This is a genomic window from Metabacillus niabensis, assembly GCF_902829255.1.
GTDB classification, from domain to species: Bacteria; Bacillota; Bacilli; order Bacillales; family Bacillaceae; genus Metabacillus; species Metabacillus niabensis.
In genome coordinates this window covers 1-21,965 of sequence record NZ_CADEPK010000364.1, presented here as the reverse complement: position 1 = coordinate 21,965, position 21,965 = coordinate 1, and the positions used below count along the sequence as shown (strand labels likewise).

The 21,965-nt window shown below is 36.1% G+C and carries 24 protein-coding genes; 21 read left to right on the top strand and 3 right to left on the bottom strand.

The genetic code is table 11. From position 1 onward, the window contains the following. Positions 1 to 2 precede the first annotated feature (2 nt). Entirely contained in the window at positions 3 to 1,148 is a 1,146-nt protein-coding gene (gene wecB / locus HU235_RS21305) for a non-hydrolyzing UDP-N-acetylglucosamine 2-epimerase (RefSeq protein WP_095299738.1), read from the top strand. A gap of 21 nt (positions 1,149 to 1,169) precedes the next feature. Here wecB and HU235_RS21300 read toward each other — a convergent pair whose 3' ends face one another. After that, complete coding sequence (locus HU235_RS21300; protein ID WP_174881508.1) at positions 1,170 to 2,414, bottom strand: glycosyltransferase family 4 protein; 1,245 nt, start codon at positions 2,412 to 2,414, stop codon at positions 1,170 to 1,172. A gap of 101 nt (positions 2,415 to 2,515) precedes the next feature. Here HU235_RS21300 and HU235_RS21295 point away from each other — a divergent pair, with 101 nt between their 5' ends. Next, a complete protein-coding gene (locus HU235_RS21295; protein WP_174881507.1) occupies positions 2,516 to 3,640 on the top strand; it encodes a glycosyltransferase family 4 protein in 1,125 nt (374 codons plus the stop codon). Positions 3,641 to 3,798: 158 nt separating this feature from the next. Continuing rightward, the gene (locus HU235_RS21290) at positions 3,799 to 4,866 is read left to right on the top strand and encodes a glycosyltransferase family 4 protein (RefSeq protein ID WP_095299741.1); all 1,068 of its coding nucleotides are present in this window, start codon (positions 3,799 to 3,801) and stop codon (positions 4,864 to 4,866) included. Positions 4,867 to 4,972: 106 nt separating this feature from the next. On the opposite strand, the gene HU235_RS21285 is transcribed toward HU235_RS21290, so the two are convergent. Together HU235_RS21285 and HU235_RS21280 are read right to left on the bottom strand one after the other, a co-directional pair. After that, positions 4,973 to 6,004 (bottom strand): LCP family protein, encoded by a 1,032-nt coding sequence (locus HU235_RS21285; protein WP_174881506.1) that lies wholly within the window; start codon positions 6,002 to 6,004, stop codon positions 4,973 to 4,975. Between the two features lie 18 nt (positions 6,005 to 6,022). Further along, the gene (locus HU235_RS21280; RefSeq protein ID WP_095299743.1) at positions 6,023 to 6,661 is read right to left on the bottom strand and encodes a YigZ family protein; all 639 of its coding nucleotides are present in this window, start codon (positions 6,659 to 6,661) and stop codon (positions 6,023 to 6,025) included. A 247-nt stretch (positions 6,662 to 6,908) separates the two neighbouring features. On the opposite strand from HU235_RS21280, the gene HU235_RS21275 reads away from it, so the two are divergent. The 18 genes from HU235_RS21275 to HU235_RS21190 form a co-directional block, all read left to right on the top strand. Next, complete coding sequence (locus HU235_RS21275) at positions 6,909 to 8,087, top strand: sensor histidine kinase (RefSeq protein ID WP_095299744.1); 1,179 nt, start codon at positions 6,909 to 6,911, stop codon at positions 8,085 to 8,087. Positions 8,088 to 8,157: 70 nt separating this feature from the next. Continuing rightward, on the top strand, positions 8,158 to 8,841 hold the full coding sequence (locus tag HU235_RS21270; protein ID WP_095299745.1) for a response regulator transcription factor: 684 nt from the start codon (positions 8,158 to 8,160) through the stop codon (positions 8,839 to 8,841). A 425-nt stretch (positions 8,842 to 9,266) separates the two neighbouring features. Next, entirely contained in the window at positions 9,267 to 10,109 is an 843-nt protein-coding gene (locus tag HU235_RS21265) for a DegV family protein (protein WP_095299746.1), read from the top strand. Between the two features lie 244 nt (positions 10,110 to 10,353). Beyond that, positions 10,354 to 10,554, top strand: a complete 201-nt coding sequence (locus HU235_RS21260) for an SANT/Myb-like DNA-binding domain-containing protein (protein ID WP_095299747.1) — start codon at positions 10,354 to 10,356, stop codon at positions 10,552 to 10,554. Positions 10,555 to 10,563: 9 nt separating this feature from the next. Next, entirely contained in the window at positions 10,564 to 12,054 is a 1,491-nt protein-coding gene (locus HU235_RS21255; protein ID WP_174881505.1) for a DEAD/DEAH box helicase, read from the top strand. Between the two features lie 72 nt (positions 12,055 to 12,126). Continuing rightward, positions 12,127 to 12,432, top strand: a complete 306-nt coding sequence (locus tag HU235_RS21250) for a late competence development ComFB family protein (RefSeq protein ID WP_095299749.1) — start codon at positions 12,127 to 12,129, stop codon at positions 12,430 to 12,432. Continuing rightward, the gene (locus HU235_RS21245; protein WP_174881504.1) at positions 12,413 to 13,102 is read left to right on the top strand and encodes a ComF family protein; all 690 of its coding nucleotides are present in this window, start codon (positions 12,413 to 12,415) and stop codon (positions 13,100 to 13,102) included. The genes HU235_RS21250 and HU235_RS21245 overlap by 20 nt, the downstream gene beginning before the upstream one ends. A gap of 57 nt (positions 13,103 to 13,159) precedes the next feature. Beyond that, positions 13,160 to 13,579: a TIGR03826 family flagellar region protein gene (locus HU235_RS21240; RefSeq protein WP_095299751.1), complete on the top strand. Its 420-nt coding sequence runs from the start codon at positions 13,160 to 13,162 to the stop codon at positions 13,577 to 13,579. A gap of 78 nt (positions 13,580 to 13,657) precedes the next feature. Next, a complete protein-coding gene (gene flgM, locus HU235_RS21235) occupies positions 13,658 to 13,918 on the top strand; it encodes a flagellar biosynthesis anti-sigma factor FlgM (RefSeq protein WP_095299752.1) in 261 nt (86 codons plus the stop codon). 18 nt (positions 13,919 to 13,936) lie between these two features. Continuing rightward, entirely contained in the window at positions 13,937 to 14,416 is a 480-nt protein-coding gene (locus HU235_RS21230) for a flagellar protein FlgN (RefSeq protein WP_174881503.1), read from the top strand. Positions 14,417 to 14,432: 16 nt separating this feature from the next. Further along, positions 14,433 to 16,022 (top strand): flagellar hook-associated protein FlgK, encoded by a 1,590-nt coding sequence (gene flgK / locus HU235_RS21225; RefSeq protein WP_095299754.1) that lies wholly within the window; start codon positions 14,433 to 14,435, stop codon positions 16,020 to 16,022. A 17-nt stretch (positions 16,023 to 16,039) separates the two neighbouring features. Next, a complete protein-coding gene (flgL, locus tag HU235_RS21220; RefSeq protein WP_095299755.1) occupies positions 16,040 to 16,930 on the top strand; it encodes a flagellar hook-associated protein FlgL in 891 nt (296 codons plus the stop codon). A gap of 42 nt (positions 16,931 to 16,972) precedes the next feature. Beyond that, the gene (locus HU235_RS21215) at positions 16,973 to 17,542 is read left to right on the top strand and encodes a DUF6470 family protein (RefSeq protein ID WP_095299756.1); all 570 of its coding nucleotides are present in this window, start codon (positions 16,973 to 16,975) and stop codon (positions 17,540 to 17,542) included. Positions 17,543 to 17,563: 21 nt separating this feature from the next. Then, positions 17,564 to 18,001 carry a flagellar assembly protein FliW gene (gene fliW / locus HU235_RS21210; RefSeq protein ID WP_174881502.1) on the top strand — a complete coding sequence of 146 codons (438 nt, stop codon included), beginning with the start codon at positions 17,564 to 17,566 and terminating at the stop codon, positions 17,999 to 18,001. 12 nt (positions 18,002 to 18,013) lie between these two features. Continuing rightward, positions 18,014 to 18,244: a carbon storage regulator CsrA gene (csrA, locus tag HU235_RS21205; protein WP_095299758.1), complete on the top strand. Its 231-nt coding sequence runs from the start codon at positions 18,014 to 18,016 to the stop codon at positions 18,242 to 18,244. A 332-nt stretch (positions 18,245 to 18,576) separates the two neighbouring features. Continuing rightward, positions 18,577 to 19,392 carry a flagellin Hag gene (gene hag / locus HU235_RS21200; protein ID WP_174881501.1) on the top strand — a complete coding sequence of 272 codons (816 nt, stop codon included), beginning with the start codon at positions 18,577 to 18,579 and terminating at the stop codon, positions 19,390 to 19,392. Positions 19,393 to 19,487: 95 nt separating this feature from the next. Further along, positions 19,488 to 21,410, top strand: a complete 1,923-nt coding sequence (locus tag HU235_RS21195; RefSeq protein WP_174881500.1) for a tetratricopeptide repeat-containing glycosyltransferase family 2 protein — start codon at positions 19,488 to 19,490, stop codon at positions 21,408 to 21,410. A gap of 20 nt (positions 21,411 to 21,430) precedes the next feature. Further along, positions 21,431 to 21,965 (top strand): glycosyltransferase family 2 protein (locus tag HU235_RS21190; protein WP_174881499.1); only part of this gene is annotated, 535 nt, incomplete at its 3' end.

Below are 21,965 nucleotides of genomic sequence, written 5' to 3'. Positions count from 1 at the left end.
GCATGGACCGTAAAATAAAGGTAATGACAATCTTTGGTACAAGACCCGAAGCGATAAAAATGGCGCCACTAGTGTTAGAATTAGAAAAATTTCCGAATGAAATCGAATCAATTGTTACGGTAACAGCGCAGCATCGTCAAATGCTTGACCAAGTTTTAGAGCTATTTAACGTAACGCCAGATTATGATTTAAATATTATGAAAGACCGCCAAACATTAACAGGTGTAACAACACGTGCATTGGAAGGCTTAGATAACGTTATGAAGGAAGTAAAGCCAGACCTTGTGTTAGTTCACGGTGATACAACGACAACGTTTGTTGCTAGCTTAGCGGCTTTTTATAACCAAATTGCTGTCGGTCATGTTGAAGCAGGACTACGAACATGGAATAAATATTCTCCATTCCCTGAAGAAGTAAATCGACAAATTACAGGTGTTATTGCTGATCTTCATTTCTCACCGACAGATAAGTCTGAGGCGAATTTATTACAGGAAAATAAAAAAGCCGATACGATTTATGTAACAGGTAATACAGCGATCGATGCACTTAAAACAACGGTGAAGGATACGTATACTCATGATGTAATTGAGAAGCTTGGTTCAGACCGTATGATTTTGTTAACAGCACATCGAAGAGAAAATCTTGGCGAACCAATGCGTAACATGTTTCGTGCAATTAAGCGTCTTGTTACTGAGCATGATGATGTTCAAGTTGTTTACCCGGTTCATTTAAATCCAGCTGTTCGTGAAGTAGCTGATGAAATTCTTGGTAATGATCCGAAAATTCATTTAATTGAGCCATTAGGTGTCTATGATTTCCACAACTTCGCTTCACGTGCTCATATTATCCTAACGGATTCAGGCGGTGTACAAGAAGAGGCACCATCATTAGGCGTACCAGTTCTCGTTTTACGTGATACTACAGAGCGCCCAGAGGGTATTGAAGCAGGTACATTAAAGCTTGCTGGAACAGATGAAGAAACAATTTATAAGCTAGCATATGAGCTACTTAACAATAAAGAAGAATATGAAAAAATGTCGAAGGCCTCAAATCCATACGGTGATGGACAGGCTTCAAATCGTATCGTTCATGCGATTCTTCATTATTTCGGAAAAAGTGAAGCAAAGCCAGAACGCTTCCAGCCATAATCATAAAAAAACGGCCAACTACTAAAAGTTGGTCGTCTTTTTATGTAACTTATTCAGTTCTTTCTCCGTTAAATGTTGTAAAGCATCTGACAATTGCTTTGCAAGCATCTCTCGATTAAAAAACTGAAGAAGCTTATCTCTGACATTTTGTCTAATATTTTGCAGCTCTTCAGGATGAGAATGGGCATATGACAGAGCCCGGATAAAGTCAGCTGGGTTTTCCGGTTCAAAGGAGTAACCTGCTTGATATGTTTCGACAATATCCTTTGCTTCCCCATCAACACCGATTAAAATAGGTGTCGACATTGACATATAGTCAAATACTTTAGAAGGAATTGTTATATTGAATAATGGATGTTTTTTTAGTGAGACAATTCCAATATCTGCAGCTTCATAATAGGTAATTAATTCTTCCTTTTTCATACTATCAAGGAAGATCACATTTGAAAGCTCTAATGATTTAGCTCGCTCAATTAATTGTTGCTTCTCAACCCCTTCACCGATAAACATAAACATATACGAAGGGTTGTCCTTTAATTCATTTGCAGCAGTTATAATTGTCTCCAAACCTTGGGCAGCACCGATATTTCCTGCATATAGAACAAGGAATTTATCCTCAATACCGTAATGCTTTTTTACTTGGAGAGCTGAGTCTGTACCCCTAATGTCTAACGAGTCAGGGTTGACTCCGTTAGGAATCACCGTTATTTTATCCTTAGGTATGCCAAGTTCAATTAAACGCTGTTTATAGCCTTGGGTAACAACAACAATATGGTCTGCTTTATTATAGAGAAATTTTTCAAGCTTACGAGCTAGATTTAATATCTTTTTATTTTTAAATTGCCCTAATAGTTCGGCAAAATCGACCCATAGATCGCGGATTTCAAAAACAAATTTTGCCCGGTGAACACGGCTTAAGAAATATCCAGTTACCCCTTGGAACAATTGAGGGGAGGTTGCATAGATAATATCAGGTTTTTTGACTAATAGTCCTGAAAAACAGCTAGAAACCATAAATGATAAGTAATTAGCGATTCTTCGTATGGAGCTTGTCTTCGTATCTCTTATTCGAAAGGAACGATAGACCGTTAGTTTATGATGCTTCTCTTTTGTAAAAAACTTGTTTATAGGCTTTGCATTTGGAAAGGTCGTAAGGACATGGAGATCATGGCCTAGATCTGCTAGATTTGAGCTCATATCAAATGCACGTCCTTGTGCAGCACCGATTTCAGGTGGGAAATGTTGAGTTATATAGACGATTTTCATAGTAGCTCCCTTTCCATAAAATATTAGGAATTATCAATATTATAGTGTAAAGTATAAAGGGAAAAGTTACAACTTGGATATTGAAAAAGGTAGGATATTTTATGACGAAAATTTGTGTTTTAACGACTGTCCATCAAGCGTATGACGGACGGATTTATCATAAACAATGTAAATCATTAAAAAAAGCTGGTTATGACGTAACCTTGTTAGCACCTAAGCCTGATAAAATGATCAAGGATGATGGTATTAACCTCATTCCGATCGAAAAGCCAAAAAATGAGTTGAAGCGGTTTTTACATGCGTTCAAGGTTTTTAAACTAGCTAAAGAAACAAAGGCTGATTTGTATCATTTTCATGACCCAGAATTAATTCCTGTCGGGGTTCTGCTTCGGATTTTTACGAGGAAGCCTGTGATTTTTGATGTCCATGAGCATTATCCAAACGCGATTATGAGTAAAAAATATTTAAAGTCTTGGCTAAAGAGGCCAATTAGGCTTGCCTACGAAATCATCGAAAAACTATCTCTACCGATTTTATCGGGAGTTATTTACACGACAGAAGAGATTGGAAAACGGTATAAATCATATACTAGCTGTAAGATTGAAAATTATCCATTGACAGATATGTTTCCGCCACTTCAAAAAGTGAAGGGAGATCACCATACTCTGTTATATTTAGGTGGGATTACTCGAATAAGAGGAATCGAAGAGTTAATAGACGGCTTTGCAAAGGTAGCTATTGAACGGCCAGAGGCAAAGCTCTTATTTGTTGGTGGCTTTGAATCAGACTCATTTGAACGAGAAATAAAACAAAAGGTAAAGGAACATCATTTAGAAGAAAAGGTACAGTTTAAAGGTAAGGTTCCTTATGAGCAAATCGAGGGGTATTTATCAACAGCTTCAATTGGGATTATTCCTTATTTACCTGTGCCAAATCATTTAGTCTGCCTGCCGAATAAGCTGTTCGAATATATGGCAGCAGGGGTAGCTGTCATTTCTTCTGATTTTCCCCATTATCGAAAGGTTGTTGAGTCTTCTAGCAGTGGTCTGCTCATCGATCCTGAGAGCCCACAGTCAATTGCAAAGGCGATGATTTCGCTATTAGATGATGCGACATTAACAGATGAAATGGGGCAAAACGGTCGAGTTGCTTTTGAAACAAAATATAATTGGAATTCTGAGGAAGAGAAACTAGTTGCATTCTATCGAAAAATTTTGACTAAATAAAAAATAGATGAATTATGTTAAATGTATATGTTTGTTTTCTTACGTAATTGATAATAGTAATAGATATGTCATAAATTTTAAGCAAAAAACAATTGAATCTTTAATAATTTTTGCTATGATGGAATAAGTGTAAATTTCTCACACAAGTGGGTGGAACTATGCATTCTTATATAGACTATATTGTAGCGTTTATTCTTTCATTTACAGTTGCTGTCTTCATTACGCCTGTCGTTAAGAAAATTGCAATTAAAATTGGTGCAACTGATAAACCAAATACGCGAAAAATTCATAAAGATATTATGCCAAGACTTGGAGGTCTCGGAATCTTCATTGGTGTAATAGCCGGCTTTTTATATTTACAGCCACATTCAATCTATATGAAGGAAATTGTGATAGGCGCTTTCATCATTATATTAGTTGGTATTTTAGATGACAAATATACATTACCAGCAAAGTATAAATTTATCGGACAGCTCGTTGCTGCGATTGTTGTTGCGTCATCAGGTCTTCTAATTGAAAAATTTAATATTCCTTTTTATGGACTTGTTGAATTAGATTATTTAAGCTATCCGGTGACTGTCATTTGGATTGTCGCGATAACGAATGCGATCAATTTAATTGATGGCCTTGATGGCTTAGCAGCAGGTGTATCATCAATCGCTATGACTAGTATTCTTATTATGGCCTTTGCTGATTCACAATTTTTAGTTGTTGCCCTTTGCTTTATTTTGATCGGGAGTACATTAGGCTTCCTTGTTCATAATTTTTATCCAGCAAAGATTTTTATGGGGGATACAGGGGCATTGTTTTTAGGATACTCAATATCGATCATCTCGATGTTAGGGTTATTTAAAAATATAACAATATTTAGCTTTATTATTCCGATTGTTGTTTTAGCAGTCCCAATCTTTGATACTGTATTTGCGATTATTAGGAGACTTTTGAACAAAAAAAGTATTGCTGCTCCTGATAAGCTACACTTGCATTATTGTTTAGTTAACTTAGGCTTCAGCCATCGCTCTGCTGTTTTAATCATTTACTTCTTTAGCGCATGCTTTGGGTTTTCGGCAATTATCTTCTCAAATGCAACGCTATGGATTTCATTACTGTTAATGATTATTTTATTGCTAGCACTGCAATTCATTGCTGAGATAGTAGGGTTAATTGGCATCAATCGAAGACCATTAATTAATATGATTCGAAAGATTTCTCAAAAGAATAATTAAGATAAAGAAAATGCCCAGCCTATTTTAAAGGTTGGGCATTTTTTGATTTTGAAATAAAATTCATAATAAAACCCAGGGGTGAATCACCTCCTGGGTTTCGTTTATGCTACTCTATTTCTGATTCATCATCAGAGCGATCAGATGATGATGAAGTGGATGTTGAGGTTGCGGATTTAAGTCCTAAATGAACTTTTAGTTCGTCTTGAACTTCTTCAACACTTTCCTCGTCAGGGAACCAATAGGATATATCACCTATATAATCACTATCACCTTCTAGCGTTACTGTATCAATATCGTTTGAATTAAAGCCTGAATACTTTTGATAAAAACCAAGCAATTCAGATACGCGCAAGTTTGTTTCAACGTTCTTTCCGACCTCAGCTGTTAATTTATCAACCTTTAAGAGCGTACCAGCAGAAGCAATTTCGTCAATGATGGCTTTTACGACTTCCTGCTGTCGTTCGTTACGTCCAATATCACCTAGTGGGTCGACCTTTCTCATTCTTGCATAAGCTAATGCGTGACGACCGTCTAACTCCATAGGTCCTTCATAAAACTCAAGCTTCTCTGCTTTAGGGTCATCACTGTTCTGTTTGAAATCAAATGGAACATCGACAGTGATTCCTCCTACAATATCAACAATGTTTTTAATTCCATCAAAATTGACTGTTGCATAATAGTCAATTGGAATATCTAAGAAATCCTCGACAGTGTCAATCGTTAACTCTTTTCCACCCTTTGAATAGGCGTGGTTAATTTTATCCTCCCCTTTTCCAGGGATTTCCACGCGAGCATCACGTGGAATACTTAATAGCTTCATCGATTGATCTTTAGGATTAAATGTTGCAACCATTATCGTATCGGATCGACCACCTTTACCTCCACTTGAATAGTCCTCAATCCCTAATAATAAAATCGAAACCGGATCATTTGAAATGCTAACTGCTGATTCACGGAGCTTTGATTTATCTCTACCTAAATCATCATAGGATTCATTTGCCGCACTTAATGTGTGGTAAAATACCCATCCAAGATAACCTGCTACACATACGAATACTAATAGGAGAAAAAATAAAAATCTCCTTAAAATAGGGTGCTTGCGTTTCCTCTTTTTTTTCTTTGCTTGACTTCTATTCATAAACTTCTCCTCTAAATGTTAAATTTGTACGTCTTGTTCTAAATAAACGACATCACCATCAACAATTTCACTTTGTCCATTTGTCAATTCAGTCATCCAGCTAATAAAGTCAGCTTTTTTATCTTCTTCCACATAGGTTTCCACTTCGACATCATTTAAATAATGAATATCCTTTATTAAAAAGTTGGAAGCTCTTAATTCATTTTCCACTTTTCCTAACCATGTATAGTCTATTTTTGTATGCATAATACACATTAATTTTCGTTCAACGATGCCTGTGGCATTTAGGCCCTCTGAAACTGATTTTCCGTAAGCACGGATAAGTCCGCCTGTGCCAAGCTTAATTCCGCCGAAATAACGGGTGACGACGACAACAGTGTCTTTTAGGTCGCGTTTTTTCAAAACCTCAAGCATCGGGACGCCAGCTGTGCCACTAGGCTCACCATCATCGTTTGCCTTTTGGATTTGGTTGTGTTCTCCGATAAGATATGCTGAGCAATTATGATTTGCATTAGGATGCTGTTTTTTTATTTTTTGGATAAAGCTTTGAGCGTCATCCTCAGTAGTGACTCGCTCTGTATAACAAATAAACCTTGATTTTTGGATAATTAGTTCATGCTCTCCATAGCCTTTTACGGTATAATAATGAGAAAGCATGCTTGTACACCTCCTGACAAGCGAGCGAGTTAGGGACATGTTTCGCGTTTTTTACAGTAAAAAAACGATCAGCAAATATGCTTCTGCTGATAGCAGTCCTATTCTATTATAAAACGACATTTTTTGTACTTCAATCGTAATCTTTTGACAAACGAAAAAGAATCATGTAGTAAAATGTGACAAAATGTAGAATATTAAAGAAAAAAATACATAAAAACAAAGGGGACATAAATAGGAGGAATGCCGTATGAACCCGATAAAACTTGATAGTAAGCTGTTAGACGAAATAATAGATAAAATGATCCATACTGTTGATTCAAGCAAAGATGAAATTTTTCAAATTGGTGAACAGTCACGTCAGCAATATGAATCACTTGTTGAGGAATTAGCTGATATTAAACGTCAAGTAAGCATTGTGATTGAAGAAGGAGATAAGCTTGAGGTTCATTCAAGAATTGCTCGTAATCGACTTGCACAGGTGAGTAAGCATTTTAAGCAATTTTCCGAAGATGAAATTCGTGAGGCATATGAAAAAGCCCATAAACTTCAAGTAGATCTTTCAATGATGCAGCAGCATGAGAAACAGCTTAGAGATCGTAGAGATGATCTAGAGCGACGCTTATTAGGCTTGCAGGAAATTATTGAACGCTCGGAAACACTCGTTAGCCAAATTACGGTTGTTTTAAACTATTTGAATCGTGATTTGCGACAGGTTGGAATATTGTTGGAGGATGCCCAACAAAAGCAGGACTTTGGTTTGCGAATTATTGAAGCACAGGAGGAAGAACGTAAACGAGTATCGCGTGAAATTCATGATGGACCGGCACAAATGCTTGCAAATGTCATGATGCGTTCAGAGCTCATTGAAAGAATTTTCCGTGAGCGTGGAACAGAGGACGGCTTTAAAGAAATCCGCAATCTTCGTGATAATGTTCGAAATGCTTTGTATGAGGTAAGAAGAATTATCTATGATTTGAGACCGATGGCGCTGGATGACTTGGGACTTATTCCAACCCTCAAAAAATATTTAAACACGATCGAAGAATATGATGGGAAAACAAAAATCTTATTTCATAGCATTGGCTGTCTTAGTGACATTCGCCTTCCCCCAAGATTCGAGGTTGCCTTGTTCCGGCTGGCGCAGGAGGCAGTGACAAATGCGATAAAGCATGCGGAAGCAACGGAAATTAATGTAAGGGTAGAGGTTGAAGATGATTATATAAGTATGATCATCAAAGATAATGGAAAAGGCTTCAATGTAAAAACAGTAAAAGAAAACAGAGATAAAAAATCGTTCGGTCTAATTGGAATGAAAGAACGAGTAGAACTGCTAGAGGGGAAAATTACAGTTGATTCCAAAAAGGGGTTAGGTACATTTATCATGATTAAAGTGCCCTTTCAAGTAACAAATCCTGCAAAAGTATGAGAATGAGTACGAAAGACTTATTGACACAAACAATAGCTAATAGAATAGAATATAATGGGGAGGCGTAGACATGAAAACAAAAATTGTTATTATAGATGATCATCAATTATTCCGTGAGGGCGTTAAACGTATTTTAGATTTTGAACCGAGCTTTGAGGTCGTTGCTGAAGGTGACGATGGTGAAGAAGCGTTAGAAATCGTTGAAACACATAAACCAGATGTTGTAATAATGGATATCAATATGCCGAAAGTAAACGGTGTAGAAGCGACAAAGCAATTAATTGAAGCAAATCCAGAGGCAAAGGTAATCATCCTTTCCATTCATGATGATGAGAACTATGTCACACATGCATTAAAAACAGGTGCAAGAGGTTACTTATTAAAAGAAATGGATGCTGATACATTAATCGATGCTGTAAAAGTTGTCGCAGATGGCGGCTCTTACTTACATCCACGCGTAACCCATAATCTTGTCAATGAGTTTAGAAGACTTGCTACTGCAAATGGACAAGCATCCAATCAACCATTGCAGCCAGAAATACGCAGACCATTACATATATTAACACGCCGGGAATGCGAAGTTCTGCAAATGCTTGCAGATGGAAAAAGCAATCGAGGAATCGGCGAAGCTTTATTCATAAGTGAAAAAACAGTTAAAAACCATGTAAGCAATATATTACAAAAAATGAATGTAAATGACCGTACACAAGCGGTTGTTGTCGCGATTAAAAATGGTTGGGTAGAAGTAAAGTAATGAATAGTAGGTCAGACCTTAAACATTAAGAGTCTGGCCTTTTATTTTTGGCTTGGTTCTAAATTATTGTAAAGGCTGAGAGGGCTCACCGCCTTACCTGAGAAAATAGCAACAATGTATACGGATATAAAAATAAAGCGTGGCAATAGCATAAAGCTTTTCTTAGAAATATTATCTAATTAGTGAAATTCCGTACATGATCCGTTAAAATGATAGTACACTAAAAGAAATATTGAAATCTTACAAAACAGGCTTCGTTACATTTTTTTCTGTTGTATTCTATTTTAAGTCACTATGCGGCATTGTACACAGGTCAGCATAGTGTCTCACGTTGATTTGCTTCTTTAGGAGTAGGAGCTTCAAGCAACGCTAAGTTGACGATTGCCAGATAAATAAGATATTCATTAAGGAAGGAAACAAAAAAGATGAAAACGGCTATTTTAACAGATAGTACCGCATATATCCCGAAGGATTTACGTGACAAACACGATATTTATATGATTCCGTTAAGCGTGATTTTTGGAGATGAGACGTACCAAGAGGAAAACGAAATGACTGCTGAACAATTTTTTGCAAAGGTGAAGGAAAGGCAGGAGCTTCCAACAACCTCACAACCACCTGTCGGAATGTTTGTTGAGTTGTTTGAGAATTTGTCAAAGGAATATGATGCAGTGATTTCCATTCATCTATCAAGTGGAATTAGTGGTACATATAACGGTGCAGTAACAGCAGGGACGATGGTTGATACAATAAAGGTTTATCCATTTGATTCAGAAATTAGCTGTATGGTTCAAGGGTTTTATGCACTTGAGGCATCTGAAATGGCAAAGGCTGGCCGGACCCCTGAAGAAATACTCGAACGATTAAATGAAATGAAAAAGTCCGTAAATGCCTATTTTATTGTTGATGATTTATCAAATCTCCAACGTGGTGGCCGATTAAGTGGAGCGCAAGCATTAATTGGAAGCCTATTGCAGGTAAAGCCAATTCTTCACTTTGAAGATAAAGTAATAGTTCCATTTGAGAAAATCCGTACAAAGAAAAAAGCATTAAATCGTGTATATGACTTATTTCACGAGGTTGCTGCAAATAACGAGCCAATGCGTGCCGTTGTTATCCATGCAAATCGCCCAGAAGAAGCTGCAGCGATGAAGCAAGAGCTTGAAGAAAAGTATCCGAATGTCGAATGCTTGATTAGCTATTTTGGTGCTGTAATTGGCACACACCTCGGTGAAGGTGCGATCGGTTTAGGCTGGTATAAAAAATAAGTATTAAGTTTATATTAGAAACATTCATTTTTTCATACTTCATTTTGGCGCCAAGCCCTTTGAGGTAAGGCAAGAAAGAATAGAAGGGTAAGGAGCTCCTTCCATTTTTTCTTGTCTTATGCTTGTCGTTGCGCTTCCGCTTTTCGTCTAGTACTTTCCTCCCTTATTAGGCACAATATGTAGACATGTCCAATTTTATCCTCCATAATATTTATTGAAAAGCTTGAAAGAAGGTTTGATAGAAATGTGTATGACGTCACGTCATAACTCTTGTGCAGATCATGAAGGGAAAAAAAGGACATATCGTCACTGGACAACCTTAGAGGATCGGAAGCTTTTAGAACTGCGAAACAGTGGCATGAAATTTAAGCATATTGCGACAGAACTATCACGTACTCCGATTAGTGTAGAAAAACGTTATCGAAAAATAGTTGGTAATAATTGAGGGTGAAGCATGAGATTTACAATCTACAATAAAATGTTAGCTCCCGTCTTCTCATATCACGAAGGTTTGCCAATAGCACATCTCAGTGAACTCCCACAAAATCCGACAGAACCACAATATTCCTATTCAAAACAACTACAGCAACACATGGTAGGGAAGGAATTACTCATATCAGAAATCCCATTCCCATTTGAAACAATTCTAGAACATTACTATCACGGCTATATTCAATTGAATTATGGTGTCTTCCGAAAACATAACAAGCTTTATTGTAATCGATGTGGGAACGATTCCCCATCTTTATTTGCGTCCTTTGCTTGTGCTCGATGTGGCGCAGCAAATTGTTTTTATTGTCGGAATTGCATTATGATGGGAAGAGTTAGTGAGTGTACCCCATTGTTTAGCTGGTCAGGACCTAATGATGAAGAGATGGAAAGGGTCGACTTCACATGGGACGGAAAGCTATCAAAAGGGCAAGCCGCTGCCTCAGATCGAGTCGTTCAAGCGATAAAGGAAAACAATCAGCTACTCGTATGGGCGGTATGTGGGGCAGGGAAAACAGAGGTACTGTTTAAAGGACTTGAATACGGATTACGAAATCAAAAACGAATTTGCCTTGCAACTCCACGTACAGATGTTGTACTTGAGCTAGCTCCACGATTGAAAAAGGTGTTTCCGGTGACAACGATTTCAGCCCTTTATGGTGGAAGTGAAGAAAAGCATCAGCGTGCATCACTTTATATATCTACAACACATCAGCTCCTTCGATTTAAAGAAGCATTTGACATCATCATTATTGATGAAGTCGATGCCTTCCCTTACTCAATAGACAAATCTCTCCAATTTGCCGTAAGTAAATCACGAAAACAAACAAGCTCATTAATTTATTTAACTGCTACTCCATCAAAACAATTAAAAAGAGACGTTATGCAAAAGAAGCTCGAAGCCGTCAAAATACCTGGTCGCTTCCATGGACATCCTTTACCAGTACCGAGATTTACATGGTGTGGTAACTGGCAAAAGCAGCTGAAAAAGGACACATTACCGGCTGTCATCCTTACTTGGATTAAAAAGCAGCTAGAGAGTAAGAAGCAAGCCTTCCTATTTGTTCCGTCTGTTTCGATTATTGAGCAAGTAGTGACAATATGTCGTAAATTTGATTCAAGGATAGAAGGTGTCTATGCTGAAGACCCTGCCCGTAAAGAGAAGGTTCAGCGTTTTCGAAACGGAGAATTTCCGATTATCGTTACATCAACGATATTAGAACGCGGTGTGACGATTCCAAACAGCGATGTAGCTGTACTTGGCAGTGAGGATGATATTTTTACAGAGAGTGCTCTTGTGCAAATATCAGGAAGAGTAGGCAGAAGTGCTGCTTATCCAACTGGTGACATTATCTTTTTTCATTATGGCAAAACGAAAGCGATGGTCGAGGCCAAAAAGCATATTCAACAAATGAATGACATTGTACGAAAAATGAACAATTCTGTTAAAAACTAGTATATTCCTTCAAAATCTACAATTATTATGGCATAATAGTTACTAATACTTTCATTCAAGGGGCTCTTTTAGATGATTATAAACGCGATGGAAAAAATCATGCTAGATTTATTAGATGAATATAAAGATAAGCTGCAATTAACATGTACCTGTAATGAGTGCATGGATGATATCATTGCGCTTACATTAAATAATGTTCAACCACGCTATGTTACGAACAAGGAAAAAATCATGTACATTAAGGCAAGCTATGTTGACAAGCAAGAGATGACGTCTTTAGTAGTCAAGCTCGCTGAATGTGCAAAAATTGTATCTGACCGTCCTTTATGCAAAACCTATCAAAAAAGGGTTGATGCGAATGAGATGTCTTATTTGTAAACAGGAAATTTCAGAAACGCCATCTTGGAAAAGCCTCCTCCTTTTAAATGAAATGGCAACGTGTGAGGAATGCTTTCAGCAATTCGAGAAAATTTCCGGGTCAACCTGTCCGCTTTGCCACAGACCACAGACGAATGAGCAGCCTTGTCAAGATTGTATTATATGGCAGGAAGACAGCAATTGGCGAGACATTCTTGAGAAAAATGTATCGATTTTTACCTATAATGAGGCAATGAAGGAGGTTCTTGCTACTTACAAATTTAGAGGAGATGCTGCATTATCAGCAGTCTTCAGGCAGGAGCTTATCGAAGCATATAACAAGTTTCTAAAACCATTAAAGCTAGACATCGCAATCCCTATCCCTCTTAGCAAGGAACGCTTGTACGAGCGGGGCTTCAATCAAGCGAAGCTTTTCGCTGACTTTCTCCCACTTCCACAGCTAGACACCCTCACGAGATCAGACGATAAAAAGCAATCAAAAAAATCACGACATGAACGATTATTGTCTGAAAACGTGTTTTCTCTTAGAGAATCCAGTAAAATAGAAAAGAAACAAATTCTCCTAGTAGATGATTTATATACAACAGGCAGTACACTACGACATGCTGCAAAAATCCTTCTGCAAAATGGCGCCGAAAAGGTTTATTCCTTAACATTAATTAGAAGCTAAAAAAAGAAGGTTTATTGCCGATATAAAGGATAGAAACGTAAGGATAGGAGAATAACAATGGGTGAATTATCAAATTGTCCAAAATGCAATACGTTATTTGTGAAAACACAATTTCGTTCCGTATGTGACGCATGTTTTAAAGAAGAGGAAAAAGCATACGAAACAGTTTATAAATTTTTACGTAAGCGTGAAAATCGCAAAGCACTTTTACATGAAGTCGTCGAAGGAACAGGGGTAGATGAGGATTTAATTTTAAAATTTATTCGTAACGGAAGAATTCAATTATCTAACTTTCCTAATTTAGGATACCCATGTGAAAAATGTGGTAAATCGATTAGAGAAGGTAGAATTTGCGATAGCTGCACGTCTGATATTAATGAGCAGCTACATCAGTTAGATGAGGTAGAAAAAATTAGTGAACGCAATAAATCCTCAAACATTCAAACAACCTACTACTCCCAAAGCACTAAAAAATAGAAAAAGCTAAAAAATAGCAAATGAACGCCGATATATATAGTAGACAAATGGCGAGCTAAAAGAAAGTGAGGGAAACTCATGAAAATCAATAACATTGGCTCAATGGGAGTCAATCCATATAAACGTAATTTAGAAAAAAATACAGCAGTACAAAAGTCACAAACAAAAGAAGATAAAGTAGAGATTTCCTCAAAAGCAATTGATCTTCAAGCATCAAATGAGATGACAAAAGCAAGACAAGAAAAGGTTCAAGCGATTAAAACACAATTAGAGAGCGGTAATTATACAATTGACCCAAAGGCCATTGCTAAAGGGCTACTTAATTTCTATAAGAAATAACATATAGGAGGGTGAATTTTGTCAGCAGCCGAGTTAATTTTATCACTAGAAAAGCTATTACAACTTCATAAAAATCTCTATCAACTAACCCTTCAAAAAACAGAAATATTAAAGAGTGAAAACATTGATGCGCTAAAGGAATTGTTAAAAAAAGAGCAAATGTTTGTGAAAGCTATATCTCAGCTTGAGGATGAGCGAATTAAGCAAACTGTTGCTTTTTTAGGACGTGAAGATGAGTTATCGATGTCAGCATGTATTGAAAAAGCAACAGGTTCAGAGCAAGGCAAACTTAAAGAACTGGAGAAAGACTTTAAAGAAACAATCGATAGCTTAAAAGCAACAAATGAATTAAATAGAGAACTAGCAAAGCAAGCTTTACAACTAGTATCGATGACACTTGATATGCTTATGCCACAAGAAACAGAATTTAACTACAATAAACCAGCAAATAAACCGATCGAAAAGCAACGTCGATCTTTATTCGATTCGCAAGCTTAGGTAAGGAGAGAAAAATATGCGTTCATCATTTATGGGACTTGAAATCGCAAAACGTGGAATGTTCACACAACAAAGTGCACTTTACACAACTGGTAACAATATTTCTAATGCCAATACACCTGGGTATACACGACAACGAGTGAATTTTCAAAGTACTGAACCGTATCCGTCACTCGGAGTTAACGCGCCAACAATTCCTGGTCAAATGGGGACAGGTGTTGAAGCTGGTAGCGTACAGCGTATTCGTGATAGCTTTTTAGATGTCCAATACCGATCAGAAAACAACAAAATGGGCTATTGGGAGACTAGAGCTGAGGCTTTAAAGAAAATGGAAGAGATTATGAATGAGCCTTCTGACACAGGTTTGTCTGCAACAATGGACCAATTCTGGCAGTCATTACAGGATTTAGCTGTAAACCCTACAAATTCAGGAGCTCGTGCAGTAGTCCGTGAACGCGGAATTGCTGTTGCTAATACATTTCAATATTTATCTACATCATTAAAGTCTGTGCAATCTGACTTGAAAAATGAATTAGATATCTCGGTTAGAGAAATAAATTCAATAGCGAATCAGCTAAACAACATTAATAAGCAAATCGCTAGCATTGAGCCAAATGGCTATTTACCAAATGACTTATATGATGAACGAGATGTCTTATTAGATAAGCTATCATCGTTAGCAAATGTGAAGGTATCTTATGATAAGAGCGGTGGGAATTCATTAGATATTGCAGAAGGATCTGTTACCGTTGAAATCGTTGATGACAATGGAAACTCTCTTGGTACTTTAGTAGATGGTAAGGCGCAAACGGTTAGCGAGGTTTCCGTACAATATAATAATGATAATGGATTAGTCGAATCAGTTAAGATTGGGAACGGGGATTCAATCAATGTTTTAGACTTTAATAGCTCAGGTAAAATTAGTAGTTTAATTGATTCATATGGCTACACATATACCGAAAACGGGAAAGCTGTTGAAGTAGGCCTTTATCCAGAAATGCTAGACAATCTTGATAAAATGGCCTATAGCTTTGCGAAGGAATTTAATAGTGTCCATAGTGCAGGATGGAGCCTATCGAATTTTGATGAGAACAATAATCCAACAGCACACACTAATATTAATTTCTTTTCATTCGGTGTGAATGAAGCAGGTGAGGATCAATATTTATCAGATGAAGACTATAAAGGTGCAGCTAGTCTCATTCAAATTACAACAGATATTAAAGAATCGACAAATAATATTGCAGCTTCATTTGCAGAGCAAGGTCAAACTGCTGAAGTTGGTAATGGGAGCAATGCGATAAAGCTTGCCGAAGTTAAAAATAAAACGCTCAATATTGACGGAACGAAAACAACGATTCAAGAATTTTATGAGGGCGTTATTGGTGGTATGGCAGTCGATGCGCAGCAAGCTGAAAGACTCACAGCGAATAGTAATGTATTACGTGATTCTGTTGAGCAAAGAAGACAATCTGTTAGTGCAGTATCGTTAGATGAAGAAATGACGAATATGATTCAATTCCAGCATGCATATAATGCAGCAGCAAAGATGATCTCTTTACAGGATGAACTTTTAGATACGATTATTAATAATATGGGAATCTAGTAGGTAGGTGAGAGGAAATGCGAGTAACGCAAAGTATGTTAGCGAGTAACTCATTACGAAATTTAAGTAAAAGTTATTCGAATATGGGGAAATATCAAGACCAATTAGCTACAGGGAAAAAAATCAGCCGTCCATCAGATGATCCGGTCGTCGCGATAAAGGGTATGTTCTACAGAACAAACTTAACTGAGGTTGAACAGTATAAGCGTAATCTTAATGAGGCATATACATGGATGGAAAATTCTGAAGCAGGGATAGAACAGGCTACGCAGGTTATTCAGCGTATAAGGGAACTTACGGTACAGGCTAATAACAGCACAAATAGTCCAGAGGATTTAAAAGCAATCGGTGTAGAAATCTCTCAATTAAAAGAAGATTTAATTGGAGTTGCTAATACTAAAGTTGCTGGGAATTATATTTTTAATGGTACGCAGACGAAAAATCCGCCGATCCCTTTAGATGCAAATGGTAATCCGGATTTTTCGCAAATAAACTCAACAGCTTATAATATTGAGGTATCAAAGGGTGTTCAATTAAAGGTAAATGTCGATGCGAATAATTTATTCAGCCAAGAACTTTTTGATACATTATCAGCGTTAGAAACAAATCTCTTAGACGGAGAGGGGACGCTTGAAAACGGTGATGAGCTTCTTGCTGATTTAGACAAGCATATCGATTCCATGCTAGCAGAGCGTTCTGAGCTTGGTGCACGTTATAATCGTCTTGAACTTGTAGATAGTCGCCTAAGTGACCAAGAGGTTATTGCAAATCGTATTTTATCTGACAATGAGGATGCTGATATTGAACGAGTGATAACAGATTTGACTATTCAAGAAAGCATTCATCGTGCTTCATTATCTGTTGGAGCTAGAATTATTCAACCTTCTTTAATCGACTTTTTAAGATAAGCTATCTATCAAATAGATAGCTTTTTTACTAGGAGTGGTCAAATGAGAATTCCGCAAATCCGACTTGAAAGTACAAATGCACAAATTGGGATTAAAACAACAAATGCAGTAAATAATATCAGTCAACCTAAAGCAGATCTATCAATCGAACAACCTAAGGCAGATATGACAATAAACACAACTCCTTCAAAACTAACAATCGATCAAACACAGGCAAGAGCGGACGTTGATTTAAAATCAATTTTTAGAAGAACAGAGGAATTTGCACAAATGGGTTATCAGGACTTGCTTGCAGGAATAGCCCGACGCACCCAACAAGGTGCTGAGCTGATGAAAATAGAAAACCGCTCAAATCCAATTCCGAGTCAGGCAAAGCAAAATAGTGTAAAGCCATGGAAGGAATTTGGACTAGGTTTTATTCCATCTGCGGGAAGTGTGAAGATTCAATATGACCCAGCTAAGGTAAATATTGAAATAGAGCCTAATAAACCAATCATTAATGTAAAGGTCAATAAACCGATTTATGACTATGAGCCTGGTAAGGTTGATATTTATCTTGAAAGAAGAAACGATCTAAAAATAGATGTTGAAATGGTTGATATAAAGGCATAATAGAAAGAAGGATGGTGACATATGGAAATACAAACGAAATATCATGGAGCTATCGAGGTAGAACAAAATGAGTTCATTCACTTTGAGCAAGGAATACCGGGATTCCTGGACGAAAAGGAATTTGTTTTTTTACCATTGGATGATAAGGGACAATTATTGATTATGCAATCAACGAAAACCTCTGAGCTTGGCTTTGTTGTAACGAATCCATTTGAGTTTTTTAAAGAATATGAGTTTGAATTATCAGACCAAGATAAAGAGTCGCTAAAGGTAGAAAAGGAAACAGACATTCAAGTGTTCACAATTTTAACTGTTAAGGAGCCATTTGCAGAAACGACAGCAAATTTACTAGCACCATTAGTGATTAATATCGCAACAAAATTAGCAAAACAAGTCATTTTAACAGATACACCGTACACAACAAAGCATAAAATCATTCAAAATGCTATCCAAAAGTAGGAGGTGGAAGCTTTGCTTGTATTGACGAGAAAAACCGGTGAAGCAATTCAAATAGGCGGAGAGATTGAAATTACGGTTCTTTCTGTACACGGTGATCAAATTAAATTAGGTATCAATGCCCCAAAGCATATTGAAATACATCGGAAAGAAATTTACGTAAGTATCCAAGAATCAAATAATGAAGCAGCTTCCATTAGTGAAAAATTAATAAGTAATTTAAAAGCAAGTAAAATAGACCTCTAAGAAGTGAAATAGGGGGTCTATTTTTTTGGCTGTTTTTAAGCTGAGCTTTGTAAAGGTTGGATCGTAAGTGCGATACTCCGCAGGTGTTAACACCGTTGTGTTTAAATTTCCAAGCAACAAAGTATGTCAAAACAGCTAATGATAAAGGTAAAAATTGGACGAAAAAAACATATAAAACTTTTTAAAAAACTATTAAACAATTAAAAACTGTGTCGATAATACTAGTGTAAGGTGAAAACACAACATGGCGGCCGACAAAATGTGTTTTCACTTAAAAAAACTATTCATTCACAAGGATGTGAATGAGCCTAAATTCAAGGAGGAAAAACAAAATGAGAATTAATCACAATATCGCAGCTTTAAACACATACCGTCAATTAACTGCTGCAAACAACGGACAATCTAAATCAATGGAGAAATTATCTTCAGGTCTTCGCATCAACCGTGCTGGCGACGATGCAGCAGGTCTTGCAATTTCTGAAAAAATGCGTGGTCAAATCCGCGGTTTAGAAATGGCTGGAAAGAACTCTCAAGATGGTATCTCTTTAATCCAAACTGCTGAAGGTGCATTAAACGAAACACATGCAATCCTTCAACGTATGCGTGAACTAGCAGTTCAAGGTGGTAACGATACTAACGTTACAGCTGACCGTGACGCTATCCAAGACGAGTTAAACCAATTAATGTCAGAGATCGACCGAATCGCTGATACTACTGAGTTCAACACTCAAAACCTATTAGGCGGAAACTTCTCTGGTACTTTACAAATTGGTGCTAACGAAGGACAAATCATTAATATCGGAATTTCTGCAATGGATACAGCTGGCTTAAACTTAAGTTCTGCACTAGTTTCTGTTGGAACTAACGCTGCTGCAAGCTCTTCAATCAGCCAAATTGATGCTGCGATTGAATTAGTATCACAACAACGTTCTAAGCTTGGTGCAGTTCAAAACCGTTTAGAGCACACAATCAATAACTTAGGTGCTTCTCAAGAAAACTTAACAGCTGCTGAGTCTCGTGTACGTGACGTTGACATGGCTAGCGAAATGATGTCTCAAACTAAGAACTCAATCCTTGCTCAAGCTGCTCAAGCAATGCTTGCTCAAGCTAACCAACAACCACAAGGTGTTCTTCAATTACTTCGTTAATTAATATCATTAGTGGTTCTAAAGGAATATCGTACTTATGTTACATAAGTACGATATTTTTATTAGACCCATTAAATTTTTGGAGGTCCATTAACATGGAAAAATTCATTTCACTTTGTATGATTGTTAAAAATGAAGAAAAGGTAATTGAACGCTGTTTAAGTTCAGTTGCTCACTTAGTTGATGAAATAATTGTTGTCGACACAGGCTCAACTGATCGAACAAAAGAGATAGTATCTAAATATACTTCACATATATATGATTTTAAATGGATTGAAGATTTTTCTGCCGCACGTAATTTTGCAGCTTCGAAAGCTACTGGGAAATGGATTTTAGTACTTGATGCTGATGAGTATGTGGATGAAGAGAACTTTCAGGTCTTTTTAACAGATTTAAGAAATGAAAACGATGATTATGATGCATATTACGCGAAAATATTAAACTTTGCTGGTAGCTTTGGTGAAACGTTAGTACAAAACTACCATGATAGAATATATAAAAATAACGGTAAAATTAGCTATTATCGAAAAATTCACGAGCAGTTTAAACATAATGAAGGGGTGGATTTGAAGTATAAAAATTCAAATTTATTAATCTTTCATTCTGGCTACTTGAAGCATACAGTAGACGAAAAAGATAAAAATAAACGAAATAAAAAGCTGATCGATATTGAAATGTCAAATGAAAATAAAAATGCATTTGATTATTTTAATCTTGGGAATGAGTACTCTTCAATGGGAGATGTTACTAAAGCATTAGATGCTTATGTTGAAGCTTATAAATTGAAATCTGATTTTAGACTATCATGGGTGTCAACAACATTAATTCAAATCGTTATTTGTTTAATACAATTAAAAAGATTTAACGATGCATTGAATGTACTTGATGATGCAGGAGTTATTTATGAGAATTCTCCAGAATTTCTTTACTTAAAAGGAGAAATATTCTTTTTGAGAGGACAAATGGATGATGCTAAAGAGGTATTTTTAGAGATAGTAAATAATCCAGAGAATTATTATCACATAATTTTTAGACCGGATTTAAAGGATCAAAAGCCTCATTCTAGATTGGGAGATATCTATTTATCAGAAAATGATTACAATAATGCGATTTTTCATTATACAAGCCTATTAAATATAAATAAATATAATACTGAAGGAATTAATAAAGTTGTTACTTTATTAAATAAGTTTCATACATCAGAAGAAATATCCGATTTTCTGAATTCTAAAGGACTGGTAAATGCGAAGAATATCCAACACTATATTAGTGCTGCATTTTCAATTGGTAATCCTGAATTAGCGTTAAGTCTACTTGAATTTTATTTTGAAGAAAATCAGTTTTTATATAAAGTGGCATTATTGAAAAAATACACGATTAAAAGCGAAGGGGATTTAAAAGGGTTTTCAGAAATTTTAAAAGATGAGTTAATGGGCAGTTTATACACATCTGGTTGGATTAATCTTATCGATCTTTACTTGCTGAAAAAGACCACAGCGTGTGAAGAGATTGTTGAAAGTTCGTTACAATTCATTTCAGATAATGAAAATATTACAGATATATTTAAATTCTTGGATAATAAATTGAATGCAAAGGATATTAGTAAAGAACTATTAATATATGTTTTGCAAATCGGATTGATATATAAAAATGACGACATCTGCAATATTATATTAGATGATATAGAAAAGCTTGATACGGAAGTAATTTATAAAGTTGCAAATATGTTGTTTACTCATGGATTTAAAGTTGAAGGCCTCGAACTATACAATATGTGCGATTGGAGTATGTTTGAAATAAATGATTTTATTAATATAATTGATAGTTTGTTGGAAATAAATAACATTGAAGGTGCTGTAGAAGTTGCTAAATATTCTACAGGAATATTTAATGAAGACTTTAGATTTTATAAATATATAATAGATAATTCGCGAGATATTAATTTTCTCCAGACTACAATATCTTATGCAAAAGGAATCTTTTCTGGTAGTAAATTACTTGATACGTATATGTTTTAATTTAGAAAGTAGGTATTCCATTGAAGATATCGCTAGCAATGATTGTTAAAAATGAGGAAAAGAATATCGGCCGTTGTCTTAATAGTGTGAGAAATATTGTTGATGAAATAGTTGTTGTCGACACGGGCTCTCAGGATAATACTATAAAGGTTTTAAAATCAATGAATGACATAAAACTTTTTGAAATAAAATGGCCTGATGATTTCTCTAAAGCTAGAAATTATTCAATAGAGCAGACTACTGGGGATTATATACTTGTACTAGATGCAGATGAGTATATGGTGAGTGGCACAAGAAGTGAACTAGAAAAAATGATTAAGCAAAATTCAATAGGGAGAATTTTGCTAAGGAATTACTTTAAAAAGAATAATGAAGTCCATGAATCTCAGATTTATATTTCTAGATTTTTCCCTAGAGATGTTCGGTATGTGGGTGCTATTCATGAACAATTGAATAGTGATAAACATCCACGAGTTGATATGGATTTTATAGTTAAGCATGATGGATATTTTGAAACTAATAAAGGTGAAAGAAATATACCATTATTAATAATAC

Coding starts and splice junctions, on each gene's coding strand:
- flgL (WP_095299755.1), top strand. CDS start 16,040: ATGCGAGTAACGCAAAGTATGTTAGCGAGTAACTCATTACGAAATTTA.
- HU235_RS21260 (WP_095299747.1), top strand. CDS start 10,354: ATGTGTATGACGTCACGTCATAACTCTTGTGCAGATCATGAAGGGAAA.
- HU235_RS21250 (WP_095299749.1), top strand. CDS start 12,127: ATGATTATAAACGCGATGGAAAAAATCATGCTAGATTTATTAGATGAA.
- HU235_RS21295 (WP_174881507.1), top strand. CDS start 2,516: ATGACGAAAATTTGTGTTTTAACGACTGTCCATCAAGCGTATGACGGA.
- fliW (WP_174881502.1), top strand. CDS start 17,564: ATGGAAATACAAACGAAATATCATGGAGCTATCGAGGTAGAACAAAAT.
- wecB (WP_095299738.1), top strand. CDS start 3: ATGGACCGTAAAATAAAGGTAATGACAATCTTTGGTACAAGACCCGAA.
- HU235_RS21270 (WP_095299745.1), top strand. CDS start 8,158: ATGAAAACAAAAATTGTTATTATAGATGATCATCAATTATTCCGTGAG.
- HU235_RS21285 (WP_174881506.1), bottom strand. CDS start 6,004: ATGAATAGAAGTCAAGCAAAGAAAAAAAAGAGGAAACGCAAGCACCCT.
- HU235_RS21215 (WP_095299756.1), top strand. CDS start 16,973: ATGAGAATTCCGCAAATCCGACTTGAAAGTACAAATGCACAAATTGGG.
- HU235_RS21280 (WP_095299743.1), bottom strand. CDS start 6,661: ATGCTTTCTCATTATTATACCGTAAAAGGCTATGGAGAGCATGAACTA.
- HU235_RS21275 (WP_095299744.1), top strand. CDS start 6,909: ATGAACCCGATAAAACTTGATAGTAAGCTGTTAGACGAAATAATAGAT.
- HU235_RS21245 (WP_174881504.1), top strand. CDS start 12,413: ATGAGATGTCTTATTTGTAAACAGGAAATTTCAGAAACGCCATCTTGG.
- flgK (WP_095299754.1), top strand. CDS start 14,433: ATGCGTTCATCATTTATGGGACTTGAAATCGCAAAACGTGGAATGTTC.
- HU235_RS21265 (WP_095299746.1), top strand. CDS start 9,267: ATGAAAACGGCTATTTTAACAGATAGTACCGCATATATCCCGAAGGAT.
- hag (WP_174881501.1), top strand. CDS start 18,577: ATGAGAATTAATCACAATATCGCAGCTTTAAACACATACCGTCAATTA.
- HU235_RS21300 (WP_174881508.1), bottom strand. CDS start 2,414: ATGAAAATCGTCTATATAACTCAACATTTCCCACCTGAAATCGGTGCT.
- HU235_RS21290 (WP_095299741.1), top strand. CDS start 3,799: ATGCATTCTTATATAGACTATATTGTAGCGTTTATTCTTTCATTTACA.
- HU235_RS21240 (WP_095299751.1), top strand. CDS start 13,160: ATGGGTGAATTATCAAATTGTCCAAAATGCAATACGTTATTTGTGAAA.
- HU235_RS21195 (WP_174881500.1), top strand. CDS start 19,488: ATGGAAAAATTCATTTCACTTTGTATGATTGTTAAAAATGAAGAAAAG.
- HU235_RS21255 (WP_174881505.1), top strand. CDS start 10,564: ATGAGATTTACAATCTACAATAAAATGTTAGCTCCCGTCTTCTCATAT.
- flgM (WP_095299752.1), top strand. CDS start 13,658: ATGAAAATCAATAACATTGGCTCAATGGGAGTCAATCCATATAAACGT.